16 protein-coding genes are annotated in these 14,277 nt (G+C 59.3%); 9 read left to right on the top strand and 7 right to left on the bottom strand.

All coding sequences use genetic code 11. The annotated features are described in order from the left end of the window. Positions 1-34 precede the first annotated feature (34 nt). The gene (tyrS, locus tag L8K08_RS29755) at positions 35-1,234 is read right to left on the bottom strand and encodes a tyrosine--tRNA ligase (protein WP_242201943.1); all 1,200 of its coding nucleotides are present in this window, start codon (positions 1,232-1,234) and stop codon (positions 35-37) included. 209 nt (positions 1,235-1,443) lie between these two features. Between tyrS and L8K08_RS29750 the strand changes: the two genes are divergently transcribed. Next, positions 1,444-2,856 carry a peptidoglycan DD-metalloendopeptidase family protein gene (locus L8K08_RS29750; RefSeq protein ID WP_242201942.1) on the top strand — a complete coding sequence of 471 codons (1,413 nt, stop codon included), beginning with the start codon at positions 1,444-1,446 and terminating at the stop codon, positions 2,854-2,856. Positions 2,857-2,859: 3 nt separating this feature from the next. Continuing rightward, positions 2,860-3,951 (top strand): anhydro-N-acetylmuramic acid kinase, encoded by a 1,092-nt coding sequence (locus L8K08_RS29745; RefSeq protein WP_242201941.1) that lies wholly within the window; start codon positions 2,860-2,862, stop codon positions 3,949-3,951. Positions 3,952-4,016: 65 nt separating this feature from the next. Here L8K08_RS29745 and erpA read toward each other — a convergent pair whose 3' ends face one another. Both erpA and argC read right to left on the bottom strand, forming a co-directional pair. After that, positions 4,017-4,367: an iron-sulfur cluster insertion protein ErpA gene (erpA, locus tag L8K08_RS29740; RefSeq protein ID WP_003176443.1), complete on the bottom strand. Its 351-nt coding sequence runs from the start codon at positions 4,365-4,367 to the stop codon at positions 4,017-4,019. Between the two features lie 165 nt (positions 4,368-4,532). Then, a complete protein-coding gene (gene argC, locus L8K08_RS29735) occupies positions 4,533-5,567 on the bottom strand; it encodes an N-acetyl-gamma-glutamyl-phosphate reductase (RefSeq protein ID WP_145157408.1) in 1,035 nt (344 codons plus the stop codon). Positions 5,568-5,703: 136 nt separating this feature from the next. Between argC and hemJ the strand changes: the two genes are divergently transcribed. The 6 genes from hemJ (at position 5,704) to coq7 (ending at position 10,156) form a co-directional block, all read left to right on the top strand. Continuing rightward, positions 5,704-6,132 (top strand): protoporphyrinogen oxidase HemJ, encoded by a 429-nt coding sequence (gene hemJ / locus L8K08_RS29730; protein ID WP_242201940.1) that lies wholly within the window; start codon positions 5,704-5,706, stop codon positions 6,130-6,132. A gap of 24 nt (positions 6,133-6,156) precedes the next feature. Continuing rightward, positions 6,157-7,119 (top strand): nitronate monooxygenase family protein, encoded by a 963-nt coding sequence (locus tag L8K08_RS29725; RefSeq protein WP_169367715.1) that lies wholly within the window; start codon positions 6,157-6,159, stop codon positions 7,117-7,119. A gap of 71 nt (positions 7,120-7,190) precedes the next feature. After that, positions 7,191-8,156 (top strand): DUF805 domain-containing protein, encoded by a 966-nt coding sequence (locus tag L8K08_RS29720; protein ID WP_242201939.1) that lies wholly within the window; start codon positions 7,191-7,193, stop codon positions 8,154-8,156. Between the two features lie 62 nt (positions 8,157-8,218). After that, positions 8,219-9,007: an SDR family oxidoreductase gene (locus L8K08_RS29715; RefSeq protein ID WP_242201938.1), complete on the top strand. Its 789-nt coding sequence runs from the start codon at positions 8,219-8,221 to the stop codon at positions 9,005-9,007. 45 nt (positions 9,008-9,052) lie between these two features. After that, the gene (locus L8K08_RS29710; protein ID WP_106575496.1) at positions 9,053-9,391 is read left to right on the top strand and encodes a histidine triad nucleotide-binding protein; all 339 of its coding nucleotides are present in this window, start codon (positions 9,053-9,055) and stop codon (positions 9,389-9,391) included. Between the two features lie 117 nt (positions 9,392-9,508). After that, the gene (coq7, locus tag L8K08_RS29705) at positions 9,509-10,156 is read left to right on the top strand and encodes a 2-polyprenyl-3-methyl-6-methoxy-1,4-benzoquinone monooxygenase (RefSeq protein WP_145157417.1); all 648 of its coding nucleotides are present in this window, start codon (positions 9,509-9,511) and stop codon (positions 10,154-10,156) included. A 66-nt stretch (positions 10,157-10,222) separates the two neighbouring features. On the opposite strand, the gene L8K08_RS29700 is transcribed toward coq7, so the two are convergent. After that, positions 10,223-10,645 carry an OsmC family protein gene (locus L8K08_RS29700; protein WP_005792019.1) on the bottom strand — a complete coding sequence of 141 codons (423 nt, stop codon included), beginning with the start codon at positions 10,643-10,645 and terminating at the stop codon, positions 10,223-10,225. Between the two features lie 250 nt (positions 10,646-10,895). Between L8K08_RS29700 and crp the strand changes: the two genes are divergently transcribed. After that, positions 10,896-11,540: a cAMP-activated global transcriptional regulator CRP gene (gene crp / locus L8K08_RS29695; protein ID WP_106575498.1), complete on the top strand. Its 645-nt coding sequence runs from the start codon at positions 10,896-10,898 to the stop codon at positions 11,538-11,540. On the opposite strand, the gene L8K08_RS29690 is transcribed toward crp, so the two are convergent. The 3 genes from L8K08_RS29690 to trpD form a co-directional block, all read right to left on the bottom strand. Beyond that, entirely contained in the window at positions 11,537-12,232 is a 696-nt protein-coding gene (locus L8K08_RS29690) for a lipoate--protein ligase family protein (protein WP_242201937.1), read from the bottom strand. The genes crp and L8K08_RS29690 overlap by 4 nt on opposite strands. A 157-nt stretch (positions 12,233-12,389) precedes the next feature. Beyond that, on the bottom strand, positions 12,390-13,226 hold the full coding sequence (gene trpC / locus L8K08_RS29685) for an indole-3-glycerol phosphate synthase TrpC (RefSeq protein ID WP_145157423.1): 837 nt from the start codon (positions 13,224-13,226) through the stop codon (positions 12,390-12,392). After that, positions 13,223-14,272, bottom strand: coding sequence for an anthranilate phosphoribosyltransferase (trpD, locus tag L8K08_RS29680; RefSeq protein ID WP_242201936.1), 1,050 nt, complete (start codon positions 14,270-14,272; stop codon positions 13,223-13,225). The genes trpC and trpD overlap by 4 nt, the downstream gene beginning before the upstream one ends. Positions 14,273-14,277 lie beyond the last annotated feature (5 nt).

The raw sequence follows: 14,277 nt of genomic DNA, 5'->3' as shown, positions 1-14,277 counted from the left end.
AGATATAAAACGCCGTCAACACTTAATTTCAGGTTTATTCGGATTTAAGCGTAATACGCGCAAATGCCTTCTTACCTGCCTGGCAAACGTGGGTAGCGCCCAGCTCGTATATAAAGGTGCGATCAACAACCTCACCATCTATACGCACGCCGCCGGAACCCAGCAGGTCACGCGCAACGGCCGAGTTCTTCACCAGGCCAGCCTTATTAAGGACAGCAGCGATCGGCATCGCTTCAGCAGCAGTCAGCTCGATCTCCGGCAGATCATCCGGTAACTCGCCATCCTTCATGCGATTGCCTGCCGCACGGTGAGCACTTGCCGCAGCCTCTTCACCATGAAAGCGCGCCACAATCTCTTCGGCCAACTTGATCTTCACGTCACGCGGATTGGCACCCGCCTCGACGTCAGCACGCAGCGCATTGATCTCGTCCATCGAGCGGAAACTCAACAGCTCGAAGTAACGCCACATCAACGCATCCGGAATCGAAACCAGCTTGCCGTACATCACACCCGGCGCTTCCTGGATACCTACATAGTTACCCAAGGACTTGGACATCTTCTTGACGCCATCCAACCCCTCCAGCAACGGCATGGTCAGAATGCACTGCGCCTCTTGCCCATACGCACGTTGCAGCTCACGCCCCATCAGCAGGTTGAACTTCTGATCGGTACCCCCCAACTCAATGTCCGCGCGCAACGCCACCGAGTCATACCCTTGAACCAGCGGGTACAGGAACTCGTGAATCGCGATCGGCTGATTAGTGGAGTAGCGCTTGTCGAAGTCATCGCGCTCAAGCATGCGTGCCACGGTGTACTGGGATGTCAGGCGGATAAAGTCAGCCGGCCCCATCTGGTCCATCCAGGTGGAGTTGAAGGCCACTTCGGTCTTGGCCGGATCAAGAATCTTGAACACCTGAGTCTTGTAGGTCTCGGCATTGTCGAGAACCTGCTCACGGGTCAGCGGCGGGCGCGTCGCGCTCTTGCCGCTTGGATCACCGATCATCCCGGTGAAGTCACCTATAAGGAAGATGACTTGATGCCCCAGCTCCTGGAACTGACGCAGCTTATTAATAAGCACGGTGTGGCCCAGGTGCAGATCCGGCGCCGTTGGATCGAAGCCAGCCTTAATACGCAGGGGTTGGCCACGCTTGAGCTTTTCGATCAGCTCGGCCTCGACCAACAGTTCTTCCGCACCACGTTTTATCAGCGCTAGCTGCTCTTCAACCGACTTCATAACAGACCCGCAAGGCTCAGATTCAAAAGGGAACCAACCATACAAGATCAGGGACTAATTACAAGTTTTGCCCTGCGCACGGACACCGTTCAGCAAGCCCAGCATTCGCAAGCTTGCGCCACAGATGATTTGGTTATATTTTATACAGTTATTTCATCTTCATCATGTCATTCATCTTTTCCATTTCATCTTCAAAGTCAAAATTACTTATGACCACAGAACCGTCTAAAGCGCCGCCGCTTTACCCGAAGACCCACCTGCTCGCCGCAAGTGGTATCGCCGCTCTTCTCAGCCTGGCACTCCTGGTATTCCCTTCCAGTGACGTAGAAGCCAAACGAACATCCCTGAGCCTTGACCTGGAAAGTCCAGTTGAACAACTGACACAAGATCAAGACGCTGCCGACGCGCAACAAGCCACAAATGCACCCACTGAATCACCCTTTGCGCAGATAGAAAGCACTCCCGAAGACACTCAACAAGCCACTCAAGAGCCGCCTGCGGCCGTCGCGGCCAAGAATCCCCTGCACCGCGAAGTGATCGTGGCCAAAGGCGACACTCTCTCGACGCTGTTCGAGAAAGTGGGCCTGCCCGCTTCTACTGTTAATGAGGTGCTGGCCAGCGATAAACAAGCCAAGCAATTCACACAGCTCAAGCACGGGCAGAAGCTCCAGTTCGAGTTGGCACCCAACGGCCAGCTGAACAACCTGCACAGCAATGTCAGCGACCTCGAAAGCATCACGCTGACCAAAGGCGCCAAAGGCTTTGCCTTCAACCGCATCACCACCAAACCGGTGATGCGCTCGGCCTACATACATGGCGTGATCAACAGTTCGCTGTCGCAATCGGCCGCCCGCGCGGGCTTGTCCCACAGCATGACCATGGACATGGCCAGTGTGTTTGGCTACGACATCGACTTCGCTCAGGACATTCGCCAAGGCGATGAATTCGACGTGATCTACGAGCAGAAAGTCGCCAACGGCAAAGTGGTTGGCACCGGCGCCATCCTTTCGGCGCGTTTCACCAACCGTGGCAAGACCTACACCGCCGTTCGCTATACCAACAAACAAGGCAATACCAGCTACTACACCGCTGATGGCAACAGCATGCGCAAGGCCTTCATCCGTACGCCGGTAGACTTCGCCCGCATCAGCTCGCGTTTCTCCATGGGCCGCAAACACCCGATCCTCAACAAGATCCGCGCTCACAAAGGCGTCGACTATGCCGCCCCGCGTGGCACGCCGATCAAAGCAGCCGGCGATGGCAAGGTGCTGCTGGCTGGGCGTCGCGGTGGCTACGGCAATACCGTGATCATCCAGCACGGCAACACCTACCGCACGCTGTATGGCCACATGCAAGGGTTCGCCAAAGGCGTATCCACAGGCAGCAACGTCAAGCAAGGCCAGGTGATCGGCTACATCGGCACCACAGGCCTGTCCACTGGCCCGCACTTGCACTATGAATTCCAGGTGAACGGCGTTCACGTCGATCCATTGGGCCAGAAGCTGCCAATGGCCGACCCGATCGCCAAAGCCGAGCGCGCACGCTTCCTGCAGCAAAGCCAGCCGTTGATGGCCCGCATGGACCAGGAGCGCTCTACCCTGCTGGCCTCGGCGAAGCGCTAAGGTATGCCGCGCTATATAGGTGTGATGTCCGGGACCAGCCTTGATGGCCTGGATATCGCCCTGATCGAACAAGACCCGGCGATCAACTTGATCGCCACGCACTACATCCCGATGCCCGAGACCCTGCGCGCCGAGCTGCTAAGCCTGTGCGCCAGCGGCCCGGATGAGATCGCCCGTTCAGCGATTGCCCAGCAACACTGGGTAACGCTCGCCGCCCAAGGCATCCATGCCTTGCTGCAACAGCAGAACCTCAAGCCCGAAGACATTCGCGCCATTGGCAGCCACGGGCAGACGATCCGCCACGAGCCGGCCCGCGGCTTTACTGTGCAGATCGGTAACCCTGCGCTGCTCACCGAGCTGACAGCCATCACCGTGGTCAGCGACTTCCGCAGCCGCGACGTCGCCGCCGGCGGCCAGGGCGCGCCGCTCGTGCCGGCCTTTCATGAGGCGTTGTTCGGTGAGCGTACCGGCAACCGTGCCGTATTAAACGTTGGCGGGTTCAGCAACCTCAGCCTGATCGAGACCGGCAAACCGGTAGCCGGCTTCGATTGCGGCCCCGGAAACGTCTTGTTGGATGCCTGGATTCACCAACAGCGCGGCGAGCACTTTGACCGTGACGGCCAGTGGGCCGCCAGTGGCAAGGTTGAGCCTCAGTTGCTCAGCCGCCTACTCAGCGACCCCTTCTTCCTCACCCAAGGCCCGAAAAGTACCGGACGCGAAGTCTTCAACCTAAGCTGGCTGCAGCACCACCTTGGCACACTGCCCGCGTTTAAGCCTCAGGACGTACAGGCAACCCTGCTTGAACTGACGGCGCTGACCATCGTTGAATCCTTGCAAACTGCACAGTCCGAGACTGAAACGCTACTGGTCTGTGGGGGCGGCGCGCATAACGCCACACTGATGAACCGTCTGGCGACGCTGCTGCCGTCCACCCAAGTCAGCAGCACCGCCACTTATGGCGTCGATCCCGACTGGGTCGAAGCCATGGCCTTCGCCTGGCTGGCCCATTGCTGCCTTGAAGGCATTGCCGCCAACCGCCCCAGCGTCACCGGCGCACGTGGGCTGCGGGTACTGGGCGCGATTTACCCGGCCTAACTCCCAGACAGCAAAACGCCGCTTGGCCTTTCAAAGCCAAGCGGCGTTTTTTTATCTGCAGTGGATCAGATCGAGAACGAAGACCCGCACCCACACGTCGTGGTGGCATTCGGGTTCTTGATCACGAAACGCGAACCTTCCAGACCTTCCTGATAATCCACCTCGGCACCTGCCAGGTATTGGAAGCTCATCGGGTCTACGACCAGGCTGACTCCTTCGCGCTCGACGATAGTGTCATCATCGGCCACATCTTCATCGAAGGTAAATCCGTACTGAAACCCTGAACAACCGCCGCCCGTAACAAATACGCGCAGCTTCAAGCGATCATTACCCTCTTCATCGACCAGGCTCTTCACCTTGTGCGCAGCACCGTGGGTGAATTGCAAAGCCGTGGGGGTGAAGGACTCAACGCTCATGCTGATAATCTCCCGGCGTACCGCCGCCATATGCGTAATGGCGGGCATTATCCGCTTCTCCTAGAAAAGCGGTCAACTATTGTTACGGTATATCAATCTGCGTTGCCGCCATTAAAAACACAAAAGGCCCGATCAACGGGCCTTTTGCACACCAGCAGTCAAGCCTTACGGCAGCATGCCCGCGTGGGACAGGCCCAGCTTCTCATCCAGGCCAAACAGGATGTTGAGGTTCTGCACCGCCTGGCCCGAGGCGCCCTTGACCAGATTGTCGATGACCGACAACACCACCACCAGGTCGCCATCCTGCGGACGGTGCACGGCGATGCGGCAGACGTTGGCACCGCGCACGCTGCGGGTTTCCGGATGGCTGCCAGCTGGCATTACATCGACGAACGGTTCGTTGGCATAACGCTTTTCAAACAGCGCCTGCAGATCTACCGAACGATCGACCACGGTTGCGTACAGCGTGGAGTGAATGCCACGAATCATCGGCGTCAGGTGCGGCACGAACGTCAGACCGACATCCTTGCCCGCAGCACGCCGCAGCCCTTGACGAATTTCCGGCAGGTGGCGGTGCCCTTTTACCGCATAGGCCTTCATGCTTTCCGACGTTTCGGAGTACAGCGAACCTACAGCTGCCCCGCGACCTGCGCCGCTCACACCCGACTTGCAGTCTGCGATCAGGCGCGAAGTGTCCGCCAGCCCGGCTTCGAGCAATGGCAGGAAACCCAACTGCGTGGCAGTCGGATAGCAACCCGGCACCGCGATCAGGCGTGCTTGCTTGATCTGCTCGCGATTGACTTCAGGCAGGCCGTATACCGCCTCTTCCAGCAATTGAGGCGCGCCGTGCGGCTGGCCGTACCACTTGGCCCATTCGTCAGCATCCTGCAGCCGGAAATCGGCCGACAGGTCGATGACCTTGGTGCCCGCCGCCAGCAGTTCACCGGCCAGTGCATGCGCCACCCCATGAGGCGTCGCGAAAAACACCACGTCACAGGCGCCAAGGGTCTTGATGTCCGGCACGCTGAACGCCAGGCCGTCGTAGTGGCCTCGCAGGTTGGGGTACATATCGGCCACGGCCAGCCCGGCCTCGGATCGAGAAGTGATAACCACCACCTCAGCTTGCGGATGCTGAGCCAACAGACGCAGCAATTCGACACCGGTGTAACCCGTGCCGCCGACGATACCGACCTTGACCATAAACCTGCCCTCAACGAACCCACTGGAAAGCCGTCGATAATAGGGGCCACATCGTCCTGCGACAACCGTCAACGTGACGTACGGGCGCATGAGCCACTACTATCTTCAGTTACCGTGAACCTGGGAATAACTAGAAATGCTCTATCTATGGATCAAAGCCTTCCACATCGTCGCCATCGTCTGCTGGTTTGCCGGGCTGTTCTACCTGCCACGCCTGTTCGTCTATCACGCCCAAAGTGAAGACACCGTCAGCAAGGAACGCTTCAGCATCATGGAGCGCAAGCTCTACCGCGGCATCATGGGCCCGGCGATGATCGCTACCCTGATATTCGGCGGCTGGCTGATCTACCTCAACCCTGCGATCTTTCAATCCGGTGCGTGGATCCACGCCAAACTGACTCTGGTGGTGCTGCTCATCGGTTACCACCATATGTGCGGCGCACAGGTAAAACGCTTTGCCCGTGGCGAAAACACCCGCAGCCATGTCTTTTATCGCTGGTTCAATGAAGTACCGGTTCTGATATTGCTGGCTATCGTAATTTTGGTCGTGGTCAAACCGTTCTAACTTCAATCACTCGGGGTACCTCCAATGTCGCTGCCCGCTTTGCTTGAACAACGTCTGCGCCTGCCCGTGGTGGCCGCGCCGATGTTCCTGATTTCCAACCCGCAACTGGTACTGGCCTGCTGTCGCAATGGCGTGGTCGGGAGTTTCCCGGCACTGAACCAACGTGAAAGCAGCGGCTTCAAGGCCTGGCTGGAAGAAATCGAAGCAGGCCTGGCGCAGCTGGATAACCCCGCGCCGTATGCCGTCAACCTGATCGTGCACAACAGCAACCCTCGCCTGGAGGCCGATCTGGCGATCTGTGTGGCGCACAAAGTGCCGATCGTCATCACCAGCCTGGGTGCGGTGAAAGAACTGGTCGATGCCGTGCACAGCTACGGCGGTCTGGTGTTTCACGATGTCACCACGCGGCGCCACGCCGAGAAAGCCGCAGAGGCTGGTGTCGACGGCCTGATCGCGGTGGCTGCAGGCGCCGGCGGCCATGCCGGCACCTGGAGTCCGTTCGCGCTGATCGCCGAGATTCGACAGTTCTTCGACAAAACCCTGCTGTTGGCAGGCTGCCTCAACCATGGCCACGAGATCCTCGCCGCCCAGCTGTTAGGCGCAGACCTCGCTTACTTCGGTACACGCTTTATCGGCACCACTGAAAGCCATGCCCCGGATGCGTATAAAGAGATGCTGCTCACATCGCGTGCGGCCGACATCGTGCACACTCCCGCAGTGTCCGGCGTGCCCGCCAGCTTTATGCGCCAGAGCCTGGAAAACGCCGGTTTCGACCTCGCAGCCTTACAGGGCAAAGGCGAAGTCAACTTCGGCTCCAAGCTCAAGCCGTTGAGCGACGAGGCCAAGGCATGGAAAACGGTGTGGTCTGCGGGCCAGGGCGTCGGTGAGATTGATGATCTGCCCGGCGTCGATGAACTGATTGCCCGCCTGGATGCCGAATACCGCAAGGCCCGCGAACAGGCGACACAACTGCGCTGGCCACGCTGATACACTCGCCAGGCCTGCCGATTGAAGCGGGCCGGCAACTCCCCTCCTTTACCAGTGACAAGGATGCCCGCATGAGCGACAACCGTTTCAAGATCGTGTTTGACGGAGCCTTGCTCCCGGGTGTCGAAAGCACCACGGCCAAACTCAACCTGGCCGAGCTGTTCAAGAGCGATGTCGAGTCGATCGAAAAGCTCTTTACCGGACGCCCGGTTGCGCTCAAGCGTGACCTGTCGCGCGCCGATGCCGAGACCTACCTGACGGCGCTGAAAAACGCCGGTGTTGATGCCCGCATCGAAGATGAACAACCCGTGGCATTCAGCCTTGCCGAAACCCACGAAACGCAGACCAGCGCCGCTGATTTTTCGCGCGCCGCCGCCTCGCCTTACGCGCCACCCCGTGCAGCCGTGGGGGATAACTCCGAGGCATTCGCAACGCTCAAGGTTTTCACCATTCACGGGCGTATCGGTCGCCTGCGCTACCTGGCCTGGACGCTGGTATTGACCCTCGCCATGCTGGTCGCCGCGGGCATCATCAGCACCGCCAGTTTCGCCGTGGCCACCGCTTCGCCAACAGCCGGCGCTATTCTCGGCGCGCTGCTGGGTTTCGCGTTGTTTGTTGCGCTGGTCTGGGTCAGCGTGCAAATCGGCGTGCAACGCCTGCACGATCTGGGCTGGTCTGGCTGGCTGTATTTCCTGAACCTGGTGCCATTTGTGAACAGCATTTTCCCGCTGTTGCTGCTGGTGCTGCCCGGTAATCCAGGTGCCAACCAATACGGCCCTCCGCCACCACGCAACTCCACTGCGGTGAAGGTGCTGGCGACCTTGTGGCTGGCGTTCATTCCGGTGATGCTCGCCATCCTGGTCACACTGGGCATGAACGGCTACCTGAATCAACTCGAAGCCAACATGAGCAATAGCTACGAAAGCAGCTCCATCAATGCCGATGACGACACCGATCAAAGCGTCATCGTTGATGAAGAAGACGCCGCGCAAAGTGCTGACGACGCAGCCGAACCTGTAGACTCTCCAGAACAGTGAGAAACGCCCGGCGCCTGTGATGCCTCTGTCACAGGCCCGGCGGCGTTGCGATGGAGAAAGGCATGACCCGTTACGCTCTGATCACCGGTGCCTCCAGCGGCATTGGCCTGGCCTTGGCCGAAGCATTGGCCCGTCGCGGCCGCAGCTTGATTCTGGTGGCCCGCCAGCGTGATCAGTTGGAAAGCATTGCAATCGAATTGACTCAACGCTTCGGCGTCGAGGTGTTGTTTCGCGCCTGCGATCTGGGCGAACCGCTGCGCTTGTCCGGGTTCCTGCTGGAGCTTGAAGAGGGCGAGCGGCAGATCGATCTGCTGGTCAACTGCGCCGGCATCGGCACCAGCGGACCGTTCCTGGCCCAGGACTGGATGACCGAACAAGACCTGATCGAAGTCAACATCCTGGCCCTGACCCGTATGTGCCATGCCCTGGGCAATGCCATGGCGCTGCATGGCGGCGGGCAGATTCTTAATGTTGCTTCGGTCGCCGCGTTTCAGCCGGGCCCCTGGATGAGCAGCTATTACGCCAGCAAGGCGTATGTGCTGCACTTCTCCGAAGGGCTGCGCGAAGAATTGAAGACCTGTGGCATCAAGGTCTCGGTGCTGTGCCCTGGCCCTACGCGCACAGCCTTTTTTGGTACCGCGCAAATGGACACCGCCAAACTCGACCGCAGCCAACAACTGATGAGCCCGGAAGAAGTCGCGCTCTATACCGTGCGGGCCTTGGAAAGAAACAAAGCCATCATCATTCCCGGGCGGCGTAACCGTTGGCTGGCGTTCAGCCCACGCCTGAGCCCCCGCTGGCTGACCAGCAAGATTGCCGGCGCCATCAACAAGGCCTATTGCCCACGTTGACGGCCTGGGTACACTCCCCTGCACTTTCACAATGGAGAAACAGCTGTGGATACTCTGTTCACCAAGATCATCAACAGGGAAATACCGGCGAAGATCATCTATGAAGATGACCAGGTCCTCGCTTTCCACGACATTGCCCCGATGGCGCCCGTGCATTTTCTGGTCATTCCAAAAAAGCCGATCCGCACCCTCAATGACCTCACCGAAGACGATAAAGCCCTGGCCGGCCATATTCTGTTTACCGCTCAGCGTCTGGCTGTGGAACAGGGCTGCGAGAAAGGCTTTCGCGTGGTGATGAACTGCAATGAAGAAGGCGGGCAGACCGTTTATCACATTCATATGCACGTGCTGGGGCAGCGCCAGATGAACTGGCCACCGGGCTGATCAGCATTCCTGCAGAGGTCGCGGCCCAGGGCTGCGACTTCATGCCCTTGACTCAGCGCAAACGCTTCGCCCTCTCTTGCGGTAAACTGGCCGCCGAGATTCTTCCCGGAGGTCAGCATGACTACCCAACGTCACTACTCGCCGATTGACCGTCTGTTGCTGCAAGCCGACATGGCCATGCGCACGCTGTTGCCGTTCAGCGGCCAACCGTACCGCCCATCGCCCGCAATCGTGCAGCCGGATTCGCAGATGAGCGAGAGCGACACCCGCCACGTCGTCGGCCTGATGCGCATCAACCATACCGGCGAAGTCTGTGCCCAGGCGCTGTACCAAGGCCAGGCGCTGACCGCCAAGCTGCCGCAGGTGCGTGCGGCGATGGAACATGCCGCCGAGGAAGAAATCGACCACCTGGCCTGGTGTGAGCAGCGCATTCGTCAGTTGGGCAGCCATACCAGCGTGCTGAACCCACTGTTTTATGGTTTGTCGTTTGGTATCGGCGCCGCTGCCGGCCTGATCAGTGACAAGGTCAGCCTTGGCTTTGTCGCAGCGACGGAACATCAGGTGTGCAAGCATTTGGATGAACACCTGGAACAGCTGCCGGCCGAGGATGAAAAGTCCCGGGCCATCCTCGAGCAGATGCGCATCGATGAAGAACACCACGCAGAAAGCGCACTGGATGCGGGTGGTTTCCGCTTCCCGGCACCGGTGCGGTTTGGCATGAGCTTGTTGGCCAAAGTTATGACCAAGAGCACCTATCGCATCTAAGTGCATTGAATTTGACCCACAAAAAAGGGCGCCACACAGGCGCCCTTTTCTTTTGCCGCTTGGCGATCAACCCAACTCGATGATTTCATAATCATGAGTGATTGCCACACCGGCCGCGCCCAGCATGATCGACGCCGAGCAATACTTCTCGGCCGACAGCTCGATGGCACGCTTGACCTGGGCTTCTTTCAGCGCCCGGCCCTTCACCACGAAATGCATGTGGATCTTGGTGAACACCTTCGGGTCTTCAGTGGCGCGCTCGGCTTCCAGGAAGGCTTCACAGCTTTCCACGGCCTGACGGGATTTCTTCAGGATGCTGACCACGTCGAAATTGCTGCAACCGCCGACACCCAGCAGGAGCATTTCCATCGGACGTACGCCCAGGTTACGGCCGCCGGCTTCCGGCGGGCCATCCATGACCACCACATGGCCACTGCCCGACTCACCGAGGAACATGGCTTCGCCCGCCCATTGGATGCGTGCCTTCATCGCCCAGACTCCACTGCTAAAAAAGGGTCGCTAGCTTAGCACAGGGCCTTGGAACCGCAGCGTCCTGCCTGCAAAGCGATCAATGACAGCGTTTGCTCGGTAAATTCCTTAATCGAGGCAGAATGTGTCTGGTAAGCTGGCGCCAATTCAATGGCGCATTGCCATCCTTTGTACAGCGTGTATCAATGCCGACATCGCTGGATAAAAAAATAAATCCAACCACACCGTGCAGTCTTTCCGGGATACAACCATGGTTGCTCTTACTCCCACACCCAAGATCAAGAATCTCGACAAGCTGCTGATGCACTGCCAGCGCCGGCGTTATCCGGCCAAGCACAACATCATCTGCGCGGGCGAACGTTCCGAAACACTGTTCTTCATCATCAAAGGCTCGGTCACCATCCTCATCGAGGATGAAGACGGTCGCGAGATGATTATCGCCTACCTCAATACCGGCGATTTCTTCGGGGAGTTGGGGCTGTTCGAACAAGCCGGCAAAGAGCAAGAGCGCAGCGCCTGGGTGCGCGCCAAGATTGAATGCGACGTTGCCGAAATCAGTTACGCGAAATTCCGCGAATTGGCCCAGCATGATCCCGACATCCTTTACGCCCTGAGCGGCCAGATTGCCCAGCGCCTGCGCGACACCACGCGCAAGGTCGGTGACCTGGCGTTCTTTGACGTCACCGGCCGCGTGGCCCGCTGCCTGCTGGAGCTGTGCAAGCAACCGGATGCCATGACCCATCCGGACGGCATGCAGATCAAAGTCACGCGCCAGGAAATCGGACGCATTGTCGGCTGCTCACGGGAAATGGTCGGTCGCGTACTCAAGGACCTGGAAGAGCGCAACCTGGTGCACGTCAAAGGCAAGACGATGGTGGTGTTCGGCACGCGTTAACCCGGCAGAAAGCCGGCCAGCATTTGACGGTACAAGGCATCCAGCCGGCTGATCGCATCCGGCGCGGGAAAGGCTTCATGCAGCGCGATATGGCTGTCGGCACGTACGCGCTGGTCGAGGCCGCAGGCTTCATTGAAACGGTTGACCGCGGCAATCAATTCTTCGCGATCGTCATCCAGCAACAGGGCGCCGTGCACCAACCCCACCGGGCGGCCGCCGCTCTGTCGCCAACGCTGGGCGGTGCCCACCATCTTGCGACCGTTGAGGTTGACGTTGTAACGACCGTCGCAAAACGCTCCGTCGACTTCACCGACAGACGCGTCACCGCCCAACTCAATCAATAAGTCGCAGATCGGCTGGCACAAGCGCTGATAACCGGTTTCGATGCGCCCTTGATCACCTTCGCTGCGCGGCGGCGCGTAAACCAGGGCGATATTGACGGTAGCGCCAGACTGCGGCACCGGCTCACCGCCGGTTTCACGCAGCAACACCGGCCAACCGGCATCGGCTGATACGCGGCTCGCGGCTTCAAAAGCGGGCAAGCGGCTCAAGCGGCGCGGCATGACCAGTGCTTGATCGCAGGGCTGCCAGAACAGCAGCCCGAACGCTCGCTCGCCAGCGCAAACGGCCGCCAACAGGTCTTGTTCGGCCGCGAGGCCTGCTTCTACGGTCATCGATAGGGGTTGAATCATCAAACACCTACTTCTCTGGATAGACACAAAACTAATGTGGGAGCTGGCTTGCCTGCGAGACAGGCACCTCGGTGTATCAGTTACACCCAGGTGATGCTATCGCAGGCAAGCCAGCTCCCACACAAGCCCGCTCCCACATTTTTGACCGCATTCCAAATCAGTCTAATGTGGAGCCGCTAACCGCCACACCACGCTCCGGGAAGAACAAACGCTGCAGTTCCGCCCCCGGGTTCTCGGCGCGCATGAAGGTCTCGCCCACCAGGAACGAGTACACCCCGCTGATTTCCATCAGCTCCACATCGGCGCGGTTGAGGATGCCACTCTCGGTGATCACCAGACGGTCACGCGGGATACGCGGCAGCAAGTCCAGCGTGTTTTCGAGGCTAACTTCGAAGGTGTGCAGGTTACGGTTATTGACCCCCACCAACGGCGTATCGAGGGTTTTCAGTGCACGTTCCAGCTCATTGCCGTCGTGGACTTCCACCAGCACATCCAGGCCAACGCTTTTGGCCACGGCCGCCAACTCAGCCATCTTCACGTCATCCAGTGCAGAGACGATCAGCAGCACGCAGTCGGCGCCCAAGGCACGGGCCTCGACGATCTGGTAGGGGTCAACCATGAAATCCTTGCGGATCACCGGCAACTTGCACGCCGCGCGGGCCTGTTGCAGGAACAGGTCGCAACCCTGGAAGAAGTCGATATCGGTCAGTACCGACAGGCAGGTTGCGCCGCCCTTCTCGTAGCTCTTGGCAATGTCTTCAGGATTAAAGAGCTCGCGGATCACGCCCTTGCTGGGTGAGGCTTTTTTGATCTCGGCAATGACCGCGGGCTGCTTGTCCTTGGCCTGCTTTATCAGGGCGTTGGCAAAACCACGCGGCGCATCGGCGATCTTCGCTTGAGCTTCCAACTCGGCCAGGCTGACGCGGGCGCGACGCTCGGCGACTTCTTCCGCCTTGCGGGCCAGGATTTTTTCCAGAACGGTCGGCACACTCATCCTTCATTCTCCATCTTGAACACCGCAGTAAAGGCACCCAGTTCTTCGAGCTTCTCGCGAGCGAGCCCGGTGTGCAATGCATCATGTGCGAGGGCCACGCCCTCTTTGAGACTGTAGGCGTGATCGGCGGCGTACAGTGCCGCGCCGGCATTGAGCACGATCATTTCGGCAGCTTTCTGGCCGTTTGCTGTTTTACGACGCCCCAGGGCATCCCGAATCAGTTCAAGCGAGGCGGCCGGGCTTTCTACCGCCAGGCCATGCAGGCTCTGGCTTTTCATGCCGAGGTCTTCGGGCTCGACCCAGTACTCGGTCACTTGGTCGTTCTTCAGTTCCGCCACAAAGGTCGGGGCGGCCAGGCTGAACTCGTCCAAACCGTCTTTGGAATGCACCACCAGCACGTGCTTGCTGCCCAGGCGTTGCAACACCTCGGCCAACGGGCGGCACAGCGCCTGACTGAACACACCCACCACCTGATGTTTCACACCGGCCGGATTCGTAAGCGGGCCGAGCATGTTGAACAGGGTGCGCAGGCCAAGGTCCTTGCGCGGGCCGGCCGCGTGTTTCATCGCACCGTGGTGGGATTGGGCAAACATGAAGCCAATGCCGACGCTGTCGATGCAGCGCGCCACTTGTACCGGCGTCAGGTTCAGGTAGATCCCGGCCGCTTCCAGCAAGTCGGCGCTGCCGCTCTTGCCAGAGACCGCGCGGTTACCGTGCTTGGCCACGGTGCAACCGGCCGCCGCGACCACAAAGGAGGAAGCCGTCGATACGTTGAAGATATTCGCACCGTCACCGCCGGTGCCGACCACGTCGACCACGCCGTCGAGGGTCTTGAGTTCGACCTTGTCGGCCAGCTCACGCATCACCGACACGGCGCCGACGATTTCGTCGATGCTTTCGCTCTTCATGCGCATCGCCATCATGAACGCGCCGATCTGCGCGTCGGTGCATTGGCCGGTCATGATCTCGCGCATCACATCGCTCATTTCAGCGGTGCTCAGGTCCAGATGGCCGACGATACGGCTCAGGGCAGTCTTGATATCCATGAAAA

The organism is Pseudomonas sp. TREG-RG-20F-10-E-6-01, from assembly GCF_022662455.1.
GTDB lineage: Bacteria > Pseudomonadota > Gammaproteobacteria > Pseudomonadales > Pseudomonadaceae > Aquipseudomonas.
This window is presented reverse-complemented; position numbering and strand designations above follow the sequence as displayed.